Genomic DNA, 21,781 nt, shown 5'->3' with positions numbered 1-21,781 from the left:
TCTTTCAAAAAAACAAACTAACACTACCGAACCCCTATATTTATTGTTGTTTCTTATTTGACTGTTATTTGACTCAACATACAACTTATTAACAAATTGCCTTGAATGACACAGAATAAATTACCGAAAGATTGGAAATGGGTCTCTATCTCTGAAATTGCAAAAATCGAAACAGGAACAACTCCAAGTAAAGCAATTTCTGAATACTATGGTGATGAATATCCATTTTATAAACCAACAGACTTAGCAGCGGGTTTGAACGTTTTTAAATCAAATGACGGTTTAACAAAACTTGGTGTTGATAAAGCAAGATATGTTCCAGAAAATTCTACTCTTATTACCTGTATTGGTGCAACAATTGGTAAAACAGGTTTTCTAAAAAAAGGTGGTGGATTTAATCAACAGATTAACGCAATTATTCCAAATGAAAACTCATTACCAAAATTCATTTATTACCAAGCGATTAGTTTAAATTTTCAAAAACAGATTAAGGATAATGCTTCGGCTACAACCTTACCATTACTCAACAAGAGTAAATTCCAAGTTTTAAAAATGGTAATATGTTCCCTCGAAACCCAACAACTCATTGTCTCCAAAATAGAAGAATTATTCAGCGAATTAGACAAAGGTATAGAAGACTTAAAACTCGCACAACAACAATTAAAAACCTACCGTCAAAGCGTGTTGAAATATGCTTTTGAAGGGAAGTTAACTAATAAAAAAGTAAAGGATGGGGTTTTGCCGAAAGGGTGGGAATGGAAAACTATTAAAGATATTACAACTCTTTTAGGTGATGGTTTACACGGAACTCCAAATTATGATGTTAATGGAGAATATTTCTTTATAAACGGCAATAATTTATCGGATGGTAAAATTGAAATAAAAGCAAACACAAAAAAAGTTTCTAAATCGGAATTTGAGAAATATAAAAAGCAACTAAATGACAAAACCATTTTTGTTTCCATTAACGGATCACTAGGTTACACTGCTTTTTATAATAATGAACCCGTAATTTTAGGCAAAAGTGCCTGTTACTTTAATGTAAAAGATGAGATTAATAAATATTATATCCGATATATCATAACAAGCCCGAGATTTACAAACTATTCAATTAAAAATTCTACTGGAACTACAATTAAAAATGTTTCATTAAGATCAATGAGAGAGTTTGAGATTCCACTTCCACTATTGGAAGAACAACACCGCATCGTCGAAGAAATCGAAAGCCGATTGAGTGTGGCGGATAAAATGGAGGAAAGCATCAATCAAAGTTTACTACAAGCCGAGGCTTTGAGACAGAGTATATTGAAAAAGGCGTTTGAGGGGAAATTGGTTTAAATTTTATAAATAATGAAAGAATTGAAACCTAATATTTTTAAGTGGGCAACGTCAGAGTTAAGTCAAGATGCATTTATATGCTGGCTTTTGAGTTGGGCAGATCATAAAGAATCAAATGACCTTTATGAAACTTCAAAGTTTCTAATAAACAAATTGACAAATGGAGCTATTGATAAATTCGAAAAAATAGAAATTCGAAAACAATCAAATAATATTGATATAATATGTATAATTGACGATACGAATGTTATTCTGATTGAGGATAAAGTTCACACAAAGAATCATGGTGGTCAATTAGAAAGATATTATACTATCCTGCAAGGAAAGTATCCAATTGAAAATATTTATCCTGTATATTTTAAAACTGGTGACCAAAGTAACTATAAAAACATTCAAAAAATTGGCTATAAGGTATTTCTAAGAAATGATTTCTTGGAGGTTTTGAACTTTGGGAGCCAAAAAGGAATCCAAAATGAAATTTTCAATGATTTTAAAAACCACTTACAAGGAATCGAAAATTCAGTCCAAAGTTACTTGCATTTACCTGTAGATAAATGGCATTGGGATAGTTGGAAAGGGTTCTATATGGCATTACAAGAAGAAATTGGAGATGGCCAATGGGATTATGTCCCTCAAATGAACGGTGGATTTTTAGGGTTTTGGTGGCATTGGGGTTGGAATAAAGTAGATGACACAATTGGCTATAATTATTATTTACAGTTAGAGCACAGCAAATTCTGCTTTAAAATGTCTCCTGATAAAAGAGAAAATGCAGAAAAAACTAGGACACATTTTAGGGATTTACTTTATCCTACTGCAAGGAACCATCAAATTAAAATTCATCAAAATGGTAGGATTGGTAATTCAATGACTGTTGCAGCACTATCTGAACCTTATATAAAAACTAATACTGCTAATTTTTTAGATATGACTTCTACCGTTGAAAACATTAAAAAAATTCAGAATATGATAGATAAAATCTGATGACATTGTTAATAGAAACCTATCACCTTCAAATAGTAGACAATGAAGATGCAACTTGTAATATTAGACTATTACCAACTGCAGGTAAAGCTCTTTTAAAAGAAAGAAGAAAGCTTTATATCATAAGTAATGGTAGTGAAATTCTTTATGTAGGCGAAGCTAATACTTCTATTAAAACTCGCTTTCAAAGAAGTTGCAATTCATATAACTTTTACAAATAAATAATGATATAGCTCGTAATGGTTATAAAGGATACAAATGGTTTGATAAAGTAAAAAATCCTGTAAGAAACTTAATTGTTTTGGCTGTAATATTTGATGAAACGTCTGACGAAGAAAGAAGTTTTGTAGAAGCTGTTGAAGGAGAATTAGTCTACTTAGTTAGGCAAAAAACGGGAAAATGGCCATTGTTTCAAAATGAAATTCATTTTAATAATTGCGATGGGGCTTTGGAAGTTGCAGAAGATGTTTTGGGGAAGTTGTTTAGGAGAGAAGTTGGATTAATTTAAAATATATGAAAACATTTGATAGAAAATTTTGGACAATTTTCATTCCTTTTTTAGTAGTAATTATAATGATATTATATTTTCCATATTGGATAAGAGATAAATTGTTTTTTTATGAGTTTAGTGATATGGGACCGATTGGCGATACTATTGGCGGTTTAACAAGTCCCTTTATCGGTATTGCAGGTGCAGTATTAACATTTCTTGCATTTTGGGTTCAATTCAAAGCAAACGAACAACAAAAAAATGATTTAAAGGATCAAAGAAAAAGAGAATATTTATCAAGTTTCGAAACTAAATTTTTTGATTTGATTAGATTACATAGAGAAAATATATCTGATCAAAATTATACTAAGTTTGGAAAAACAAAAATGGAATTATCTCAAGGACGAAAAGTATTTAGAGTAATTTATAAAGAATTCGAAGAATGTTATGCCGAAGTTAAAAAGTTTCATAAAATTTATGGAGAAAATTTTCTTACAGCTAACCACAGAAATAAATTACTATCAATAATTAATAAAAATGATTTAAAAATAGATTTAAATGAATTTGCTTTGATTGATTTGTCATATACAATTTTATATTTTGGAGTAGCAAAAGACAGTGAGGCTTACCTATCGAATAAATTCAAGCATAAATTTAAAGATGATTTCTATACAAAGTTAATTACTTTTTTAAAATTAAAACCAAAAAAAGAAAGTGAAGAAAGATATAATTGTTGGAAATATTTTATCAAATTAAATGTTGAAGAAATAAAATTAATTTTTGATGTCATCTATTTAAATCGTCGAATCAAAGGTTATGATTACCGTTTAAAGCACATAAATTTTTTCGAAAATCTTTCTATTGAAAAATATTATGGAGGTCATCAGCATAGATTAGGACATTATTACAGGCATTTATTTCAATCATATAAATTTCTATATAATGAACATAATCTTGGAGGTAAAGAAAAATATTTTTATGCTAAAACTTTACGAGCTCAATTGTCTAATTATGAACAATCTCTACTTTTTCTTAATAGTATTTCCAGTTTAGGCTTAAAATGGGATTTAAATCCAGAAATAGATCCAGAAACAAATAAAAATATTACCCTTATTTCAGACTTTAATTTAATTAAGAATGTTCCTGGAAGACAAATATTAAATCTAAATTATAAAGATTATTATCCAAAAGTTGATTTTGAATTCGATGATAATTAAAACACAAAACAATGAGCAAAGAAAATTCAGCAAATACATCCAGTATAGTAAGCAAAGTATGGGCATTCTGTCAAACCTTGAGAGATGATGGTGTAGGTTATGGCGATTACTTAGAACAATTAACGTATTTGCTTTTCCTAAAAATGGCAGATGAATACAGCAAGCCGCCGCACAATAGAGAAATGCCAATTCCTACTGAGTATGCTTGGGAAACACTAACCAACAAAAGCGGTACAGAGCTAGAGTCGCATTACAACAGCATGCTTCGTGAACTCGCCAAAGAAAAAGGCATTTTGGGGCAAATATTTATGAAGAGCCAAAACAAAATACAAGATCCCGCTAAGTTGTACAAATTAATTGCGTTGATCAATGCCGAGAACTGGATATTGATGGGCGTGAAAGACAAAGGTGATATCTATGAAGGCTTACTAGAAAAAAATGCAGAGGATACCAAAAGTGGCGCAGGACAGTATTTTACTCCTCGCCCACTAATCAAAGCGATGGTAGAATGTTTGCGTCCAGAACCGTTAAAAACCATTGCGGATCCAGCTTGTGGCACGGGAGGTTTTTTCTTGGCAGCTTACGATTGGATTGTAGATCATAGAGATTTAGACAAAGAAGCCAAACAGTTCTTGAAATACGAAACTTTTTTTGGTAACGAGATTGTGGCAAGTACCAGACGTTTGGCATTGATGAACTTGTTTTTGCATAATATTGGGGACATTGATTCAGCTAACTTTATTTCTCCAAACGATTCTTTGATAACAGATTCGGGTACCCGTTACGATTATATTTTGGCCAATCCGCCTTTTGGTAAAAAAAGCAGCATGACCTTTACCAATGCGGAAGGAGAACAAGAAAAAGAAGATTTGACCTATAATCGTCAGGATTTTTGGGTTACAACCAGCAACAAGCAGTTGAACTTTGTGCAACACATCCGCACGATGCTTAAAACTAATGGAATAGCAGCAGTAGTTTTACCAGATAATGTTTTGTTTGAAGGTGGTGTTGGGGAAACCGTACGCAAGAAACTTTTAGAAACCACCGATTTACATACTATTTTGAGATTGCCAACAGGTATTTTCTATGCAAATGGTGTAAAAGCAAACGTTTTATTCTTTGACGGAAAACCGTCCAGCAAAGACGTTTGGACAAAGGAAACTTGGGTGTATGATTACAGAACAAATATCCATCATACTTTAAAAAAGAACCCGTTGAAGTTGAGCGATCTTAAAGATTTCATCACACTTTACAATCCTGAAAACAGACACAAACGCACAGAAACCTATAATGCGGAAACCAATCCCGAAGGACGTTGGAGAAAGTTCTCGTATGAAGAAATCATTGCTAGAGATAAAACGAGTTTAGACATTAGTTGGTTAAAAGACAAATCCCTAGCCGATTTAGATAACCTCCCCGATCCTGATATTTTAGCCTCAGAAATCGTAGAGAATATTGAAGCAAGTTTAGATAGTTTTAGGACGATTATTGCTTCGTTGAAGTAAAACATCTATCCAATAAACTAAAAAATAATATCAATAATACATTAAAAAAAAATATGAAAAAACTTTTAATTTTCGCATCCTTTTTCCTGATCTCTTTCTTGAGTAATGCTCAAACCCAATTAGAAATGAATACTGATGCCAATACTGAATTTCAAAAAGCAGATAAAGAGCTCAATTCAACGTATAAAAAGATTTTAAAAGAATACAGCTCTGACTTGGTATTTATCAAAAACCTTAAAATAGCTCAAAATATTTGGATCAAGTTTCGTGATGCAGAAGTAAATATGAAATATCCCCCAAGAGAATCTGGATATTATGGAAGTATTCAACCAACATGCTGGAGTATGTATATGACCGAATTAACCATAAAAAGAATTAAAGACTTAAAAATATGGTTAGTAGGAATTCCTGAAGAAGGCGTCTGCAGTGGCTCAGTTAAAATGAAAAATTAATTAGTATTTGATTAAGAATATAAAAGCAGATGATATGAAAAAATTCTTTGGCATTCTTTTCCTATTAATTGGAGTTTTCGGAATTGGGATCGGAATTGTTGCATTAACGGATTTAGCAACAAGAAATAGATCATTTGAAGGACAAATTCAAAATGAATTTAGCGAAACTTACAACGAAAAAGACAATGAACAACAAGCGATAGGACTTGTATTAATAGGCTGTGGTTTACTATTTAGCATTCTAGGGGCAGTTATGATTGCATCCAAATCAAAAAAATCAAAAAACAAACTCACTACAGTAGATAATACTCAAGCAGCCAATATTGCTGTTCCGCCAATATATAATAATTTGAATACTTCAAAACAAAGTACAAAAATGGATGAAGTACTCAATCAAATTGAGAGATTAGGTAAGCTAAAACAACAAGGATTGATAACCGAAGAAGAATTTCAAGAACAAAAAAAGAAATGTTTTGCATAGAATAACCATTTCATAAAATAAGATCTCAAAATTCGAGACAATTTAAAGGCTAAAAAGGAATGATTAATCAAATGTAAAATCGGTTGTAAACAGAGATTAGAGCATGAGAAAACCACATTTAAGGGTAAAATAATTATGATATCATACAAAGATTACGAAAAGCAAGTATATGATTGGTTAATGATCAAGCATAACAAAGATGTAAATTTCACTTTTTCAGTACGACAAAATGGTTCTAAAGGTGCAGAATTGGATTATTTTATTGGAACTGAAAATTCAAAATATTTCAGTACTACTTTTTGGACCTTACCTGTAGGTTTTCCAGGTTCTTCCGGTGACTGTATTGGTTTAATTTTTGAATATACTAAATCCGGGTATAAATATTTTGTTGATTTTAATCAAACGGCTTCGCCAGAGGGTAATCAAAATATTTCGGTCCTCAATCTACTCAAATCACTTAGAAGTGATTTGTCGGACTTCCCAGGGTTGCAAAAACAAACTTCTGAAAAACATAAAATGTTTAATCTTCGAACTAAAACGAAGAAAGCAAGTTATGAAACAATTGAAGAAATGCTTGTAGATGTTGAAAAAGATATTGATTATATTATTCCTTTAGTAAACGAACACGTTACAAGAGAAAAAAGAATTAATCCAGAATTTATTGCACATCGAATTACTTCGGATGAATTTGAAAGTATGCACAAAAAAATGGAAACCCGTTTTGATAAATATTCACATGTAATTAAAGAGAAGGTATCAGCACAAAATCAAAGCCTAGATTTAATCAGTAAAAATGACACTACAAATGATGAACTACCATTTCCACTCAACCAAATCCTATACGGACCACCAGGAACAGGAAAAACCTACAACACTGTTTTAGAAGCGGCTAAGATAGTTACTGGAAATGAATACATAAATTATGATGAAGCTTTAGAGGTTTTCAATAATAATTTGGGAACTCAAATTGAGTTCATCACCTTTCACCAGAACTACAGCTACGAAGACTTTATTCAAGGCTTACGCCCCGATACCGAAAATGGAAGCGCACTTACTTTTGAAAAAAAGGATGGAGTCTTTAAACGTATTGCCGATAGAGCTTTAAAAAATTTAGAATCTTCTAAAAACCCAGCTACTGCTAAAAAAGATTTCGATATTGTTTTTCAAGAATTAACACATCCTTTAAACGAAGGAGATGTTGAAGAATTAGAAGTCAAAATGAAAAAGTCATCCTTTTTCATTACTGAAGTGGGCGATAAATCGATAGAATTTAGAAAGAACATTGGAGCTTCTAATCATACTTTAAGCATTAACACCTTACGAAAAATGTATGACAAAGGCTTAAATGATTTAATTCTTGGAGGCTTGCAACCTTATTACAATCCCATTTTAGAATTACTTTTAGAAAATGGTAAAAGCAACGTAGAAGTTGTACAAAAACAAAATTATGTCATAGTTATTGACGAAATTAACCGTGCCAATATATCGAGAGTTTTTGGCGAGTTAATAACGTTGATCGAGGAAGACAAACGTTCCCACGGTAAAATACCCATGCGAGTGACTCTACCATCAGGAGATTCATTTATAGTGCCATCGAATTTGTTTATTATTGGTACGATGAATACCGCTGATAAATCAATAGCGTTGTTGGATATTGCATTGCGAAGACGTTTTGAGTTTGTTCCCATGTATCCCGATGCAACTTTAGAAGCGGTTCATGATAGGGAAATTTTAATTGCAATAAATAAGGCTATTCTCGATAGAAAAAATCATGATTTTACAATTGGTCATGCTTATTTTATGAGTGATAATTATTCAAGAACAAAAACGATCAACAACAAAGTGATTCCGCTACTATTGGAATATTTTATGAATGATGAAAAGGAAGTTACCGCTATTTTACAGGCGGCAGAACTTAATGTTGGTGGATGGCCTTTACAAATGATATCCTAAATGATAAACCTCTTTGAATACCAAAATAAAGTAGCTTTTCCGGAAGAGCATTTCGATAATCTCGAGCTGTTCCTAGATGCTATTTGGAACAAAAGAGAAAAGTCATCGTATTACAATGAAGACGAAAATCGAGAAGAGGTGCAACATTTTTTGCAGTTTTTGCATAAAAATAAAGAACTAAAATCCAATAAGTTTGTGGGTGTGATTCATTTTGAGAACCAAACCATTAATTTACTTCCAAAGATTTTTTACAACGGCAATGAACCTACTGCGGAAGATATAAAAATTATTAATTCACACGTTTTGTGGTGGTTGAGTTATTGCAGGAAACTCCGTTTTCCCAATTATCTTTCTGGCTTAAATGCGCAACAAGCTGACTTTTTTGAAATATTGATTTACCTGTTTAGCAAATACACCAAGGAATTATTAAACGCTGCTGTGTATCAAAAATATGTTGAGGTAGAGAGTGAATTGTCTTTCGTAAAAGGAAGAATGAATTTTAATGAATACATCAATCAAAACCTGGCTCGTGGACGCAATCACAAAGTAAATTGTATTTATGACTCTTTTGAAATTGATAATTCGTTCAACCAGTGTGTCAAGTATGTTTCTAAAATGCTTTTGTCTACAACCAAAGACCAGCAAAACAAGCGGAATTTAAACGATATTTTATTTATCCTTGACGAAGTTTCCGATAATTATATTTCTGCTGCGGAATGCAAGAAAATTCAATTCAACCCTATGCTTTCTAATTTTGAAACCGTTAGGGATTATTGTGTGTTGTTTTTGGAGAATAGTGTCTCGTTTAACTATAAAAATGATTTAAAATTATTTGCATTTTTATTACCAATGGAATATGTTTTTGAAGATTTTATCTTTGGTTTTATAGACAAAGAATTGAATGAAGTTAAAGCTAAAAGTCAAGCCAAATATAGCTTAGATGTAGATAAGGTTTTTGGTTTAAAACCTGATTTACTATTAGAAGTGAATGGTAAAAAAATTATTGCGGATACTAAATACAAAATCGTATATGACGATAGTATTGACAAAAAAAACGGTATCTCACAAAACGACTTATACCAGATGGTTGCTTATGCAATTCGTTTTAAAGCGACTGAAATAAAGTTATTATATCCCAATTCAGTTAAGCACAATACGACCCATTTAAAAAAGATAGAGATTATTGATGAATTAGCTGGTAATGAAAAAATCACCATTACGGCTCATCAATTGACTATTTTAGATAGGGACTTATCATTAGAAAACAAATCCATGAAGCTGAGCAACTATTTTGAAGGTTTAAGAGCTATTTTATTTAGTGAATTAAGCGAAATACTAAAAGTGTAAGCTACAGTGTAGCATTGGCTTAGATTGCTAATAAACAACAATATGGTGTTAGAAATAGCATCTTGAGAATACTAAAAAGGTGGACTAATGCACTCGGCTTCAAATCAATTCAACACTTGTATCTGGAAGTAAAAACACAATTAAATATAATATGAACAGCATAAGCATTAAAACGTACGCGGCCCATGCAACAATAGGATTATACAAAGCATATTCAAACGAACCTATTACTTTGATTGATTTTAAAAAAGTAGTGTTCCAATCCCAAGAAAAAATCAAAAAAGAGTTGGGTGTAGCTTTAAGCATAAAACTTACGCCATGTGAAATTGTTTTCTTAGGTCAGGAAGAACCATCGGTAACGCTCGATTTTATACAATATCCTAAATTCCCAACTACCGAAAAACTGCTGAAAGAAGCAATCCTGCAATTAGTACAATTGCTTATGGAAAGCTTAGATCAAGTTAGAACGGTTATAATATTTCCAGATGATACCATTTGCTTGGAAAAATCAGATGAAATAGATCCTAAAATTCAGTTGTAAAAAAAGAGAACTATGAAAAAATTAATACTACACATTCCGCATTCCTCCACCATAATTCCATCACTACAAGGTTATGTCGTTGAGCAAGATATTCTCAATGCTGAAATGGGTAAGCTAACAGATTGGTATACCGATGAATTATTTAGCAATCCAACGGATGTCAGCTTAGTCGCTCCTTTCTCCCGTATCTTTTGCGACCCAGAGCGTTTAACGGATGACAGTCAGGAGGTAATGGCAAAGTTTGGCATGGGTGTGCTATACGAAACCCTCGACAACGGCGACAAAATGCGCGAAGTGACAGCTCATAACAGGGCATTCATTTTAGAAAATTTTTATGACCCACACCACAAAAAATTAAACAGTAGCGTGCTAGAGCAGCTGCAACTAACTGAAAAAGCGCTAGTAGTCGATTGCCATTCCTTTCCTTCAGTCCCTTTACAAAGAGCGTTAGTGCAAGATACGAACACCCCCGATTACAATATTGGTACCGATGCATTTCATACGCCTCAAAAATTAATCGATTTTTCGAAAGACTACTTTGAAAATTTAGGCTATTCATTAGGTATTGACACCCCTTACAGCGGCACTATGGTACCCATGGAACACTACCATAAAAACAAGCAGGTGCAATCCATTATGCTAGAAGTCAATCGAAGATTGTACCTCAACGAACCGATCAATCAAAAATCCGAAAGTTTTGAACACACAAAAAGTGTTGTACAAGGATTTTTAGCTGGTTTACGTAGTTTATAGAAGGTGCTAGTGAACTTGATTTTTTTTCGATACGAATATTGCTACATCGCAAAAAAATAGCAAAACCAAAAGCCTGTTGCGCTAGAAAACAATACGTTTAAATCGCACCAAATCTCTTAAAATCAAATATGCCGACAGAAAAACAAGAGTAAGCATTACTGCTATATATTTTTTAAATGTCAAGATTACAATAAAATTACAATTGCAAATAAGTAAAATATGGGAAACATAGTAGCAACCTTATGCCGCAGCTGCGGTTTTAAAAACGAATTTAGAGTAGGTGGCGGTAGATTCAGTCATTTAACATCTTGTCCTGTTCCAGCAATCAATAAAGAAACTTTAGAATTCGAAAATGTCAATCATTACAAACATAAAGATTCAGGGCAATATCTATTTTATTCCGATGATGATTTAAAAGGGGATAATTACAATGATAAAAGATTCAGTAATTTTGATCTATACTTTAATGAAGAAGGGAATTACTGCCCCAGCTGCAGAGCCAAAAAACTAGCATTCCGTATCACAATGTATGTAGATTAGTTGATTTAATGATCTCATTCAGGAGCCTAAAATCCACGGCTAGTTCAGGTATTCCTAACTCATCATTGCTGTTTGCTCCATTTCGCTAATTTCATTTTCTGAGGAACATTAGGTACCTTTATTACTTGATTCAAAAAAGACAATTTATATGGAAACTAAAGAACTGTCCAGAAAACAATTATATGATTTAGTTTGGTCAACACCTCTTTCCAAACTAACAATGCAGTATGCATTTTCAAATAATGGCATAAAGAAAATATGCAACCAATTTGAGATACCAATGCCTCCAAATGGCTATTGGTTAAAACTCAAATTCAATAAAAAGGTTAAAATAGAAAAGTTAAATCCTGTTTTTGGTAGCGTGGATACAATCATTTTAACCATAAGAGAAGAAGGAAATCCAATCAATGTAGATCAAACTCCATTAACAATACATACCAAGGAAATAGAAAATGATCCACAAGCTCCCTTAGTCGTTCCAGACAAAATTACAAAACCTGATGTTTTAACCATTCAAACCAAAGACTATTGGAATGGTAAAATGAAATTCACTTCATATTGGGACGATAATAGAATAGTATATCCAATCAGAGTGGAAAAAAATAATAGAGAAAGAGGCTTGATATTTATGGATACCTTAACAAAATTAATAAGATATAGAGGTCATACAATATCAAAACAATATGGTAATGCATGTGTTGTAATTGATGAGGTTTTTATTGAAATAGATTTAAGGGAAGCTAAAAAAAGAATTCCAGCAACAACCAAATACGAAACTTCAGATTACGTACCAACTGGTGAGTTCATTTTTAAAATTGGAAGACGCTCCGGGGAACGTGAATGGAGAGACGGTCACGTAAAAATTGAAGAACTCTTAGCGAAAATTGTTGCTAAACTAGAAGTCTTAGCCGAAAAAGAAAAAGAATGGAAAGAATGGTCAAGAATAGCTAATTTAAAAAGAGAAGAAGAAGAAAAACGTAAAGCTGAAATTAAAAAGATAAGAGATGAAGAAATTACCAAATACAATAAGTTAGTAGCCTTATCAGAACAATACAACAAAACGCTCTTGATTCGCCAATACATTGATGCAGAAAAGCAACATGCATTAAATATGAATAACTTAACACTAGAGAAGCAAGAATGGATAAACTGGGCCACAGCCAAAGCAAATTGGTTGGATCCATTAATCAACAGTCCTGATGAGTTATTAGATAGCTAGGATAAAAACGAAATAGTAAAATAGCAACAGTCAACCACTTACTACCAAATATTGATTGATTATTAAGGTATATTCATATTGTGTTTTTAACTATTTTTTTTAAGAGCAACTTCAATTAAAACTCGTAAACTCTCTGAAGTAAACTTTCAGTCATTCCTTTGGCAAAATAACGAACCAATAAATCATCACTATTTTCTAATTCACATTTCACAATGGTAGAAATATATTCAAATTGATGTTCCTCATCTGTGATAAGAGGAAATATCGGATGGCAATTGTATTGCATCATGATCGCTCCCATAATAATTCGGCAAACTCGGCCATTACCATCCGCAAAGGGATGAATTTTGTTTAAAAAAATATTATGAAAATAGGCCAAAACAGAAAGTATATGCGTGGCTTCATTAGCATTGTCAATCCTTTCAAAGCGGTTGTTAAATAATCCCATATGCGAAGCCATAATAATAGCTAAATTATAATGAAACGAATTAATCTTTATATTTATTAAATATAAAGCGAACCCACATCTTAATATCGTGAGGGTAAGCAAAAAGAGTGTCATTATCTTTCACCAAAGTTTTTCCAAAAAAGAATCTTTGAAAATCATTTTTAAAAGCAGCGGGAATCCTATCAACAGAAACGAAGTCCTTTACTGTTGAAAGATTTTTTAAAGATAATATGTCTTGCCTTGTCATTAACATAGTGCAAATCTAAGTAATCGATTCTAAATATACACAGATTAATGGATATTTTAACTATGAAGACTATTTAATACCGTGAGAATAGCAGCGTATTTCTCTGTATTAATGAAGTATTTCTATATTAAAAAGAACATTTCCGTTAAACATCACGGGCAATCAAGCGGTCTCTCTCCGGTCGTTCCCTTTGTTCCGTTCGGCAGCTCCAGTCAGTTCACCCTGACTGGTTTCAGGGTCTTTAACATGATTTTCTTTAGGGTTTCCTTCCATTCCGCTGTCACTGCACAGCACAAAAAAAATAGCAGTCCCGCTAAAAGAAAAGGCGGGACAGCTATTTTTTTGCGCCGTTTTGTTCCTCATCTTCACACGGTCTCTTCCTGCGTTCGGTCGGGCTTATGCATCCATAATACCGCTTCATTTCGTTACGCTCCGCAGGCTACGCTTCTCTACATTCCAGCCATATTTTGTCTGCCGCCCTCCGTTTTTTCAGCGGTTGCTCCTTCGCACAGCTGTCGGGGTTGGCTCCGTTCCGTAAAAACATCACTTTGCCCTAAATCAAGGTTTCCCGCTAAAAAGCGGGAGCCTTTTATTTTTTCCCCGCCGTTACACGCTCATACCTACTCCATTTCGCTCCCTCTACCTAGCAATAAGCCACAATACTTTCTCCCACATTCTGTCATCCTGAGCGCAGTCGAAGGGCGCTCAATTCCCGCATCTATGGCAGCTGTTCGATTGCCGCAACCCCGCCACTTCGCTCCTCATACATTACGCTTCATTTCCGCTACCGCTCCATTGCGCTCCATTCCTTGCGGTGCTTGGGGGTGTTTGATTGCCGTTTTCAGTTGATAATCAGCTGAGAGTATCCTCTTGCGAGACGAACAGTATTTCTTGAAAAGAAAAAGAAAAAAATCAAGCAAGTTTAGCATGCATTCCTCACTTTCAGTCGGTTTACCCTGAACTTGTTTCAGGGTCTCTTCCAATATTAGTTTCAGGGTTCTCCTCCGTTTTCGTTCGTCATTTCTGCTGTACGTATGGCTTTCTTTTTTTCTCTTTTTTCTTTTCAAAAAATAAAGTCTAATTTTTTAAATCAATCATTTATGCCGAATTTCATCATTAAGACGCACCAAAAAGGTACGGTGTATACCTCAAAATCTATCTTCATTTTAAACAAAGGAATGAACAGTGGTAAGCCTCAAAAAGAACCATTTACCAACAGTTTTGTAATCCTGTTCGAAAAAGAAGAAGATGCCGAAATAATTTACTGGTTAGCGTATAGTCTTTGGAAATCACATTTTTGGCACCAATTTTTAATTGGGTCCGTAATTCCATTTTTACGAATTACGGATTTCAAGAAAAGTTTCATTTTAAAATCTACCGAAATGCTACAGGAACACGAACTACACAAAAAACAAATTATTGCGTTGAGGTTACTGGAACAAAAAGAGGACCAACTAAATAAAAATAGAGTGCTGATTAATGAAATGAGGAGAATAATAGTACTAGGATATAGTAAATAAAGAAGGCCTGATCTTGCGATCAGGCCTTCTTTTAAATTCGGAAAAAGGTTACCAAGCCAAACCCGAATTATTTTACCCTGAACTTGTTTCAGGGTCTCATTGTTTCTTTTTTAATTTTGTACAGGATTTTAAGAGGAGCGACACGATAAAACTTACAATGGCGCCCAACACTGCTAAGATAACTGTTTTTGCAACATCTTCAGAAGCAATGTTAGGCATAACACTCAACAAAGTTCCTGCTGCAGTTCCCACGGATATACTATTATTTGATTCCATTTCGTGGTGAATTTTGATTGTCCTTTTTCACTTTGGAAATGCTAACTTGATCCTTTACCAGTTCGCCATCTACCGTGAGTTGGCTAATCACCGAAATGACTCCTCCCGCAAGTGCTGCGTAACCCGCAACACTGATCACCACGGCTGGTAAAACAACTGGTGCAGCAATGATACTACCACTGATGGTGAGTAGTGCTACTCCGATAGTTCGCAAAACTTTAAAAAACTTTGGTACAGGCGCTTGTGCGCGTTCAATTATAGTCATGATTTTTATACTTTATTTTATCCTTGAATCACTAAATGGAGTCGTAAGATGAGATTGAATACTTATTTTTACTGCTTCATTTCGCTCTAAAGCGGCATTTACTAAAGCTTTCAGCTTTAAGAATGCTTTGCGCGAGCTGCCTCCCTTCCCTATTCCGGTGTGCATACTTACAGGAGCGATACAGCCCAATAATTCTTTTTTGGCGTCATTGGCGGGATGAATTAAGATCAAATCTCTTCCCGGAACATTTTGTAAATGCAAGTGCCATTTAAATTTTGGACTAAAACGCTGCCGTAAAACATATTCTCCTTCGGGAACACAGGACACGCGACGCTGGTTTTGCAACCAGGGCAGCTCGATGGTATAACAAACTAGGGTGCCGTTCCATTCTAAAGTGCCCTGTGTACCTTCGGAAAAATACGTTCTGTTTAACACCAGGACCATATTAGAGTCCGCTAACTTGTACCAGAGATAATGGATTGTAAGACCCATTTTTTAGCGGATACATTCGACCATTCACCTCTTGATAAAATTCGATTCCCAGAGCTAAAAATAACGGTTTGGTGCTGTTTGCCGTTACGGAATTTACCTGATTGATGGCCACGGTTTCGTTGGTATCCCATGGTAGAATTGCCGTTTCGGATGTGCTGACCACAAAGGTTTCTGCTTCAAAATCAATTTCGGCTCCTCCAGATATGATTTTAAAATGCGTACTCCCACTTGGAGCGGCAATCATATTAGCCGGTACAAACGGCTCAAGCGCAATGGATAAATCACCGCTAACACGATCAATAGCACCAACAAACGGAGCAAATAAAGAAGTACCAAGCTTTCCGCCAATGTTGAATTCAAATCCCGTCAGCAATTCGGTTTCGCCATCAATTACATTTCGCAATCCTCTCTCGCTCACTACGTCAGCCTGAATGACTTTAACCATTGATTGAGTAAGTCTACTGACCATGCGACTGTCAGCAGAATTAAGCAACAATTTTCGCATCGCAGTGCGCAGCGTTTTTCCCGCTTTTCCCGCTCTTCCAAACTCAGATCCATTTTCTCGCGTGCGCTGGAACGCAGGATCGTTTGCAATTCTGCTCGCATCGATACCCCCTTTTTCACGTGCCAAATGCCCGTCTTTCGTCTTATAAAAAGTAATATCTCCGATAGTACCTTTCAATTTAATAATACCTTTTTGCCTTGCCATAATTTCTAAATTTTTTAATTAATATTTCTCTTTTACTACATACAATCTGTTTTTTGTTGCAACACTTTTAGATTGATTCGAATACAAATTTTAGCCAATTAAATCACATTAAAAAGTCCTCGGCGACCAGATGGCAGGATCAGACACAGATGGCATAAAGCGACATAAATGACAGGAGGTTGTCCGCTAGGAAGTATAAGTAATTATATGTAATTACATATAAATTGTAAATTAGTAAGTAAACTATATGCTTTTACATATAATTTCATATATTTGTTCTAATTCGATGTAAATGCATATAATCATGATGACACTAGCCGACTTTGTAAAAGAAAAAAGAAATGAAGTAAACCTTACCCAGGAAGCATTTGCAGAACGTGCTGGAGTGGCGCTGACCGTTATTCGAAAAATAGAACAGGGCAAAGAAAATCTCAATCTCGAGAAGGTAAATCAAGTGCTCCGCATGTTTGGGCATACCCTTGCACCGGTTAACGCAAGAGAATTATCCCTGTCTACCGGACAGTCAGGCAAAAATGAAAAGAAAGTATAATGAGAAAAGCTGCCATACTTTATAAAGACATCCACGCGGGAATACTAACAGAGACTGATGAAGGAGAATATCGCTTTGAATATGATGAAAAATATATCAAACAACATCCCAAACAGTTCCTGACTTTTACGATGCCAGTAAGTCCTAAAACATATACCGACAAACGATTATTCCCCTTTTTTGAAGGACTAATTCCTGAAGGCTGGTTACTAGATATCGCATCCAAAAATTGGAAAATCAACCCCAATGACCGTATGGGATTACTTTTGGCCTGTTGCCAAAATTGTATCGGAGCCGTTAGTGTTCAACCAATACCTAATGAAAATGAGTAAGAACTGTTTATACTGTTATCAAGCTATAGAAGACGGGATTGAAGGTGATTTTCACGAGCAATGTAGTGTAGCATTTTTTGGAACAAAACACCAACCCGCATTTGAACATACCCTACAACAAATGAACGCCTTAGCGCTAAATGTGGTGGAGCGAAGCGTTACAGTACCTGGGGTACAACCCAAACTATCACTATCAATAGTAAATGACACGATTCAGGACGGGAATAAAGGACGTCTTACCGTGGTAGGTGCTTTGGGAGGTAATTACATTTTCAAACCACCATCCGAACAATTCCCTGAAATGCCTGCAAATGAACATCTAACGATGCGCATTGCAGAAGCGTTTGGAATTAACACTGTAAAATCAAGCTTGATCCGACTACAATCTGGCGAGCTTTCTTATATTACCAAACGCATTGATAGATCAGCTACTGGAGAAAAAATCCACATGCTCGACATGTTCCAAATCACGGAAGCTTTTGACAAATACAAAAGCTCGATGGAAAAAATAGGCAAAGCCATCAACGAATTCTCAGACAACACCTTACTGGACAAACTATACTTTTTAGAATTAGGAGTTTTCAGCTTCCTGACTGGAAACAACGACATGCACCTCAAAAACTTCTCGATGATCAATACGGGCGATAGTTGGACATTGGCACCAGCCTATGATCTGTTAAATGTGGCCATAGTAAACCCAGAAGACACCGAAGAACTAGCCTTAACGCTTGATGGAAAAAAGAAAAAGCTAAAATGGGAGCATTTCCAAACACTAGGAACAAACCTTGGTCTCAACGAAAAACAGCTAAAAGGAATAGTAAAACGATTCCAAAAAAATAAACCAATTGCCATGCAGTGGATCGACAATTCATTCCTATCCGATGAATTCAAAGAAAAATACAAACTACTAGTAGTGGAAAGATACAGTAGTTTATTTCACGCTTAATAAGCAAATAATTTTTTGTTTAACTTTACGTAAAATTGGGAATCACAGATAATTAAAGTAAGTTAAAGCCAACTCAAAGCTATACATAAAGTATGAAAACCCTAAACAAAAGGCTTTGTATCTATCCAAAGGACATACAACGCATTACTGGCAAAAGTTATCGACAAAGCATAAGGCTGCTTCAAAAAATCAGAAATGATCTCAATAAGCTCCAAAATGAGTTTGTTTCGATAGAGGAATTTTGTCAATACACAAGCCTAAAAATAGAACAGGTTGAGCCATTGATAATTGGATGAAAAATATTTTTTACGTGACCATAATTTAAACAGGATTATAAGAACTACCTGTTCATCTTTTAAATGTATCCTAATCAATAAATGGTGTACCACATATTCATGTACTTGTTCATTTTTTGATGATGTTGACCTTAATTTGTATAGGATATATCTAGATTTTTACGTACTTTTACTACTCACAAATTAATAGAATTCATTACGATTTAATAGGGGGGTAAATTCGGCTACCCAAATACAGCTCAATTCAAAAGGTACTGAAAGTAGGCGCTTCAAAAACAGATGTCAACTCCCTCTTTCTCCGCAGAATCAAAACCCCAAAAAACTGTTAATCAAAATGTTATGGTTTTTTATTTTTATTTCTAGCCCAAATTTGGCTCTAATATACAATCACCGTGTTTTCATTGATATCGATTTTTTCAGTCCAGTAATCATTGATAGAGTTACGTTTGATAAAATTATAGAAGAAGTTGAAAACGTTTATGGGCTCAACGCCAAATAAAAAAACCAACTATACTTATTCAACACCTCCAATACAAAGCACCAGACATTAACCAATCGCTCAAGATTATGGTTGATAAATTAATTAACATAGTCTTATAATTTTCATTAGTAAAAATTAATATAAATAGAAATAAATAAGAATTTTACTAATCCACAAATATTAATTTTAACGCATTTTGCTTTTCAATATACTTGTGTAATTTGTAGTTCTTATTTAATTTTAACCACAAATAAAAATTAATAGTTTTGAAAAATAACACTTCATTTCAAGATTTTCCTTTTATTTTACTGAACTCGGAACTCCTATTTTATCCCCAATAACAATTTCGTTAAGACTAATATTCTTTGTATTCGTTAAAGTCATTCCGTTTTTAGCTGCTTTTATTGAAATCCTATCCAAAGTGATGTTTTCTACTTTGCTTTCTGGGAAACCCTCGATTACAATCGCAGCATTTGAAGCTGACTCACAACTAATATTGGAAATAGAAATAGCTGAAATTTTCGAAGGAAACAAACCACTTCCCTCTCCATGATAATTAGCGGTCATATAAATACAGTCCTCCACTTTACCCAAGGCGATATTAGAAAAATTAATGTCTTTTATAAATCCACCTCGATCAGAATTAGTTTTGATATAAATTCCTCTTTTCAAATACCCGCTAGATTTGCAATTGTCTACGTATACGTTTTGAACTCCAGCAGCCATTTCACTACCAATAACTACAGCATGTAAGCCTCTAAACTCACAGTTTCTAATCACAATATTTTCCGATGGCATTGCTGAGTTAGCCCGTCCTTCATTATCACGTCCTGCTTTTATGGCAATATTATCATCACTATTATTAAACTGAATGTTCTCTATTAAAATATCACTTGAATACTCTGGGTCGATTCCGTCATTATTATAGTTTTGTGCATCATATTTAAGTCCCCTAATGGTAATACTTTTCGATTTTAATAAATGAACGCACCAAAATGGGGAATCTTCAATGGTGACATTTTCAATTAAAATATTTCTTGAATTGACAAACTGAATGAGTTGTGGTCTTAAAAAATGTCCACTACCAAAGATTCTATCTTTTATTGGAACATTATTATGATTCATTTCTCTACTTAAAAGCTGGTCTTTCTTTTCTAAAGGCTTCCATTTATTCCAAGTAGTACTCGCTTCACCATCAATAACTCCACTTCCAGTTATAGCAACGTTTACCACATTGTTACCGTAGATTAATGGACTATAATTGTACAACATAGTTCCTTCCCAACTAGTGAGAACTAATGGATAATCTTTTGGATTAGAGCCAAACCTAATTTTTGCTCCTGCTTCTAAATGCAGCTCAACATTGCTTACAAAATGTATCGGACCATTAATAGTGTAAACGCCTTTTGGCACCACTATAATTCCTCCTTTACGCTTTTCACATGCTTTCATCGCTTTATCAAAAGCCACTTTGCAATTCGTAACCGAATCTCCTTTGGCACCAAACTGTGTAACTTCTATTTTATAATTTGGAATAGTAGGCAACTCAATGCGATTCACTATTTTCTCAATTTCAATAGTGGTGTTCTTGGCACCTGTTTGTGCCACTACAATAGGGAAAGATAAAATGGCTATTAGAAATATAGAAATTCGTTTCATGGTAGTTTACTTAATGTGTTTTTTTAAAGCTAAATCAGTCTTTTTTAAAGCGGTTATCACTAATTTACAAATCTCATTAGCTCCTAATGCTGAAAGGTGCGTATCATCCTCTTTATCTTCTTTGTAATAAGGGGTTTCTCCTGATTTAAAATGCAAATGCAGTTTTTTAGAACCTTCTACTCCATACAACTCTTCCAATTTTTCTGTTAAATATTGAAGATCAATAAAAGGAACATCATATTCCTGAGCTACTAAGCGAGCTTCCAAAGGGTATTCGCCATGGGTATCCACCAGCGTACCTTGTTCATTAAAATTTCTTCTCACAATGGATGAAAACAGAATGGCAGTAGCTCCTTTGGCCCTGGTATCTGTAACAAATCTAATTAAATTATTACGGTAGGCTGTATGCGGATTAGTATAGCGTTTTGGATCCTCTACTTTTTGATCATTATGTCCGAATTGGATAAAAACATAATCTCCTTTTTTAAGCACTTTAACTACAGAGTCCCATCTATTTTCATTTATAAAACTACGCGTGCTCCGCCCATTTACAGCTCTGTTATCTATAACTACGGAAGTATTAAAAAATGGAGCCAAAACCTGTAACCAACCCTGTTCTGGATTTTCATTAGGGTTGACTTTGTTGGCCATTGTGGAATCGCCAACACCATAAATAGTGGTTTTTTGTGCCAAACAACTTGCAGTAACGAATAAAAAAATAATCCAATTAATTTTCATCT

The 21,781-nt window shown here is 34.2% G+C and carries 25 protein-coding genes; 17 read left to right on the top strand and 8 right to left on the bottom strand.

Features of this window, described 5'->3' with window-relative positions; genetic code table 11:
• The first annotated feature begins 105 nt into the window (after positions 1–105).
• The 13 genes from E0F91_RS06420 (at position 106) to E0F91_RS06360 (ending at position 12,820) form a co-directional block, all read left to right on the top strand.
• The gene (locus E0F91_RS06420) at positions 106–1,338 is read left to right on the top strand and encodes a restriction endonuclease subunit S (RefSeq protein ID WP_132065493.1); all 1,233 of its coding nucleotides are present in this window, start codon (positions 106–108) and stop codon (positions 1,336–1,338) included.
• Between the two features lie 12 nt (positions 1,339–1,350).
• Complete coding sequence (locus E0F91_RS06415) at positions 1,351–2,322, top strand: PD-(D/E)XK nuclease family protein (protein WP_132065492.1); 972 nt, start codon at positions 1,351–1,353, stop codon at positions 2,320–2,322.
• A gap of 301 nt (positions 2,323–2,623) precedes the next feature.
• Positions 2,624–2,830 (top strand): hypothetical protein, encoded by a 207-nt coding sequence (locus tag E0F91_RS06410; protein WP_132065491.1) that lies wholly within the window; start codon positions 2,624–2,626, stop codon positions 2,828–2,830.
• Between the two features lie 5 nt (positions 2,831–2,835).
• Positions 2,836–4,029: a putative phage abortive infection protein gene (locus E0F91_RS06405; RefSeq protein ID WP_132065490.1), complete on the top strand. Its 1,194-nt coding sequence runs from the start codon at positions 2,836–2,838 to the stop codon at positions 4,027–4,029.
• An 11-nt stretch (positions 4,030–4,040) separates the two neighbouring features.
• Positions 4,041–5,534: a type I restriction-modification system subunit M gene (locus E0F91_RS06400; protein WP_132065489.1), complete on the top strand. Its 1,494-nt coding sequence runs from the start codon at positions 4,041–4,043 to the stop codon at positions 5,532–5,534.
• Positions 5,535–5,587: 53 nt separating this feature from the next.
• Positions 5,588–5,986, top strand: coding sequence for a lysozyme inhibitor LprI family protein (locus E0F91_RS06395; protein WP_165930098.1), 399 nt, complete (start codon positions 5,588–5,590; stop codon positions 5,984–5,986).
• Between the two features lie 34 nt (positions 5,987–6,020).
• Entirely contained in the window at positions 6,021–6,467 is a 447-nt protein-coding gene (locus tag E0F91_RS06390) for an SHOCT domain-containing protein (RefSeq protein ID WP_132065487.1), read from the top strand.
• 135 nt (positions 6,468–6,602) lie between these two features.
• Positions 6,603–8,420 (top strand): McrB family protein, encoded by a 1,818-nt coding sequence (locus tag E0F91_RS06385; RefSeq protein ID WP_132065486.1) that lies wholly within the window; start codon positions 6,603–6,605, stop codon positions 8,418–8,420.
• Positions 8,421–9,767 carry an McrC family protein gene (locus E0F91_RS06380; RefSeq protein ID WP_132065485.1) on the top strand — a complete coding sequence of 449 codons (1,347 nt, stop codon included), beginning with the start codon at positions 8,421–8,423 and terminating at the stop codon, positions 9,765–9,767.
• 151 nt (positions 9,768–9,918) lie between these two features.
• The gene (locus E0F91_RS06375; protein ID WP_132065484.1) at positions 9,919–10,308 is read left to right on the top strand and encodes a hypothetical protein; all 390 of its coding nucleotides are present in this window, start codon (positions 9,919–9,921) and stop codon (positions 10,306–10,308) included.
• A 12-nt stretch (positions 10,309–10,320) separates the two neighbouring features.
• Positions 10,321–11,061, top strand: a complete 741-nt coding sequence (locus tag E0F91_RS06370; RefSeq protein WP_132065483.1) for an N-formylglutamate amidohydrolase — start codon at positions 10,321–10,323, stop codon at positions 11,059–11,061.
• 219 nt (positions 11,062–11,280) lie between these two features.
• Positions 11,281–11,601, top strand: a complete 321-nt coding sequence (locus E0F91_RS06365) for a hypothetical protein (RefSeq protein WP_132065482.1) — start codon at positions 11,281–11,283, stop codon at positions 11,599–11,601.
• 148 nt (positions 11,602–11,749) lie between these two features.
• Positions 11,750–12,820, top strand: a complete 1,071-nt coding sequence (locus E0F91_RS06360) for a hypothetical protein (RefSeq protein ID WP_132065481.1) — start codon at positions 11,750–11,752, stop codon at positions 12,818–12,820.
• Positions 12,821–12,935: 115 nt separating this feature from the next.
• Here E0F91_RS06360 and E0F91_RS06355 read toward each other — a convergent pair whose 3' ends face one another.
• Together E0F91_RS06355 and E0F91_RS06345 are read right to left on the bottom strand one after the other, a co-directional pair.
• Positions 12,936–13,280, bottom strand: a complete 345-nt coding sequence (locus tag E0F91_RS06355) for a Fic family protein (RefSeq protein ID WP_165930097.1) — start codon at positions 13,278–13,280, stop codon at positions 12,936–12,938.
• Between the two features lie 397 nt (positions 13,281–13,677).
• Entirely contained in the window at positions 13,678–13,878 is a 201-nt protein-coding gene (locus E0F91_RS06345; RefSeq protein WP_132065479.1) for a hypothetical protein, read from the bottom strand.
• Between the two features lie 737 nt (positions 13,879–14,615).
• Here E0F91_RS06345 and E0F91_RS06340 point away from each other — a divergent pair.
• Positions 14,616–15,035, top strand: coding sequence for a DUF6943 family protein (locus E0F91_RS06340; protein ID WP_132065478.1), 420 nt, complete (start codon positions 14,616–14,618; stop codon positions 15,033–15,035).
• Between the two features lie 96 nt (positions 15,036–15,131).
• Here the strand turns inward: E0F91_RS06340 and E0F91_RS06335 are convergent, their stop codons facing one another.
• The 4 genes from E0F91_RS06335 to E0F91_RS06320 form a co-directional block, all read right to left on the bottom strand.
• Entirely contained in the window at positions 15,132–15,311 is a 180-nt protein-coding gene (locus E0F91_RS06335) for a hypothetical protein (RefSeq protein WP_132065477.1), read from the bottom strand.
• Positions 15,298–15,525 (bottom strand): hypothetical protein, encoded by a 228-nt coding sequence (locus E0F91_RS06330; RefSeq protein ID WP_341825469.1) that lies wholly within the window; start codon positions 15,523–15,525, stop codon positions 15,298–15,300. Before E0F91_RS06330 ends, E0F91_RS06335 begins: the two co-directional genes overlap by 14 nt.
• A 63-nt stretch (positions 15,526–15,588) precedes the next feature.
• Positions 15,589–16,020 (bottom strand): DUF5675 family protein, encoded by a 432-nt coding sequence (locus tag E0F91_RS06325; RefSeq protein ID WP_132065475.1) that lies wholly within the window; start codon positions 16,018–16,020, stop codon positions 15,589–15,591.
• Position 16,021: 1 nt separating this feature from the next.
• Positions 16,022–16,777, bottom strand: coding sequence for a hypothetical protein (locus E0F91_RS06320; protein ID WP_132065474.1), 756 nt, complete (start codon positions 16,775–16,777; stop codon positions 16,022–16,024).
• Between the two features lie 304 nt (positions 16,778–17,081).
• Here E0F91_RS06320 and E0F91_RS06315 point away from each other — a divergent pair, with 304 nt between their 5' ends.
• The 3 genes from E0F91_RS06315 to E0F91_RS06305 are packed head-to-tail and all read left to right on the top strand — an operon-like array spanning position 17,082 to position 18,605.
• On the top strand, positions 17,082–17,327 hold the full coding sequence (locus tag E0F91_RS06315) for a helix-turn-helix domain-containing protein (protein ID WP_132065473.1): 246 nt from the start codon (positions 17,082–17,084) through the stop codon (positions 17,325–17,327).
• A complete protein-coding gene (locus tag E0F91_RS06310; RefSeq protein ID WP_132065472.1) occupies positions 17,327–17,659 on the top strand; it encodes a HipA N-terminal domain-containing protein in 333 nt (110 codons plus the stop codon). The genes E0F91_RS06315 and E0F91_RS06310 overlap by 1 nt, the downstream gene beginning before the upstream one ends.
• Entirely contained in the window at positions 17,652–18,605 is a 954-nt protein-coding gene (locus E0F91_RS06305; RefSeq protein WP_165930096.1) for a HipA domain-containing protein, read from the top strand. The genes E0F91_RS06310 and E0F91_RS06305 overlap by 8 nt, the downstream gene beginning before the upstream one ends.
• A 1,077-nt stretch (positions 18,606–19,682) precedes the next feature.
• On the opposite strand, the gene E0F91_RS06295 is transcribed toward E0F91_RS06305, so the two are convergent.
• Positions 19,683–21,041: a glycoside hydrolase family 28 protein gene (locus tag E0F91_RS06295; RefSeq protein ID WP_132065469.1), complete on the bottom strand. Its 1,359-nt coding sequence runs from the start codon at positions 21,039–21,041 to the stop codon at positions 19,683–19,685.
• Positions 21,042–21,047: 6 nt separating this feature from the next.
• Positions 21,048–21,779: a rhamnogalacturonan acetylesterase gene (locus E0F91_RS06290; RefSeq protein WP_243698853.1), complete on the bottom strand. Its 732-nt coding sequence runs from the start codon at positions 21,777–21,779 to the stop codon at positions 21,048–21,050.
• Positions 21,780–21,781: the final 2 nt, after the last annotated feature.

It is taken from the genome of Flavobacterium sandaracinum, from assembly GCF_004349135.1.
In the GTDB taxonomy this organism is placed as follows: domain Bacteria; phylum Bacteroidota; class Bacteroidia; order Flavobacteriales; family Flavobacteriaceae; genus Flavobacterium; species Flavobacterium sandaracinum.
The sequence above is the reverse complement of the archived record's forward strand: the minus strand, read 5'-3'. Positions and strand labels throughout refer to the sequence as shown.

Bases quoted from the DNA above. Each gene is read 5' to 3' on its own strand.
- E0F91_RS06420 (WP_132065493.1), top strand. From the start codon at position 106: ATGACACAGAATAAATTACCGAAAGATTGGAAATGGGTCTCTATCTCT.
- E0F91_RS06415 (WP_132065492.1), top strand. From the start codon at position 1,351: ATGAAAGAATTGAAACCTAATATTTTTAAGTGGGCAACGTCAGAGTTA.
- E0F91_RS06405 (WP_132065490.1), top strand. From the start codon at position 2,836: ATGAAAACATTTGATAGAAAATTTTGGACAATTTTCATTCCTTTTTTA.
- E0F91_RS06400 (WP_132065489.1), top strand. From the start codon at position 4,041: ATGAGCAAAGAAAATTCAGCAAATACATCCAGTATAGTAAGCAAAGTA.
- E0F91_RS06395 (WP_165930098.1), top strand. From the start codon at position 5,588: ATGAAAAAACTTTTAATTTTCGCATCCTTTTTCCTGATCTCTTTCTTG.
- E0F91_RS06390 (WP_132065487.1), top strand. From the start codon at position 6,021: ATGAAAAAATTCTTTGGCATTCTTTTCCTATTAATTGGAGTTTTCGGA.
- E0F91_RS06385 (WP_132065486.1), top strand. From the start codon at position 6,603: ATGATATCATACAAAGATTACGAAAAGCAAGTATATGATTGGTTAATG.
- E0F91_RS06380 (WP_132065485.1), top strand. From the start codon at position 8,421: ATGATAAACCTCTTTGAATACCAAAATAAAGTAGCTTTTCCGGAAGAG.
- E0F91_RS06375 (WP_132065484.1), top strand. From the start codon at position 9,919: ATGAACAGCATAAGCATTAAAACGTACGCGGCCCATGCAACAATAGGA.
- E0F91_RS06370 (WP_132065483.1), top strand. From the start codon at position 10,321: ATGAAAAAATTAATACTACACATTCCGCATTCCTCCACCATAATTCCA.
- E0F91_RS06365 (WP_132065482.1), top strand. From the start codon at position 11,281: ATGGGAAACATAGTAGCAACCTTATGCCGCAGCTGCGGTTTTAAAAAC.
- E0F91_RS06360 (WP_132065481.1), top strand. From the start codon at position 11,750: ATGGAAACTAAAGAACTGTCCAGAAAACAATTATATGATTTAGTTTGG.
- E0F91_RS06355 (WP_165930097.1), bottom strand. From the start codon at position 13,280: ATGGCTTCGCATATGGGATTATTTAACAACCGCTTTGAAAGGATTGAC.
- E0F91_RS06345 (WP_132065479.1), bottom strand. From the start codon at position 13,878: ATGAGGAACAAAACGGCGCAAAAAAATAGCTGTCCCGCCTTTTCTTTT.
- E0F91_RS06340 (WP_132065478.1), top strand. From the start codon at position 14,616: ATGCCGAATTTCATCATTAAGACGCACCAAAAAGGTACGGTGTATACC.
- E0F91_RS06335 (WP_132065477.1), bottom strand. From the start codon at position 15,311: ATGGAATCAAATAATAGTATATCCGTGGGAACTGCAGCAGGAACTTTG.
- E0F91_RS06325 (WP_132065475.1), bottom strand. From the start codon at position 16,020: ATGGTCCTGGTGTTAAACAGAACGTATTTTTCCGAAGGTACACAGGGC.
- E0F91_RS06320 (WP_132065474.1), bottom strand. From the start codon at position 16,777: ATGGCAAGGCAAAAAGGTATTATTAAATTGAAAGGTACTATCGGAGAT.
- E0F91_RS06315 (WP_132065473.1), top strand. From the start codon at position 17,082: ATGATGACACTAGCCGACTTTGTAAAAGAAAAAAGAAATGAAGTAAAC.
- E0F91_RS06310 (WP_132065472.1), top strand. From the start codon at position 17,327: ATGAGAAAAGCTGCCATACTTTATAAAGACATCCACGCGGGAATACTA.
- E0F91_RS06305 (WP_165930096.1), top strand. From the start codon at position 17,652: ATGAGTAAGAACTGTTTATACTGTTATCAAGCTATAGAAGACGGGATT.
- E0F91_RS06295 (WP_132065469.1), bottom strand. From the start codon at position 21,041: ATGAAACGAATTTCTATATTTCTAATAGCCATTTTATCTTTCCCTATT.
- E0F91_RS06290 (WP_243698853.1), bottom strand. From the start codon at position 21,779: ATGAAAATTAATTGGATTATTTTTTTATTCGTTACTGCAAGTTGTTTG.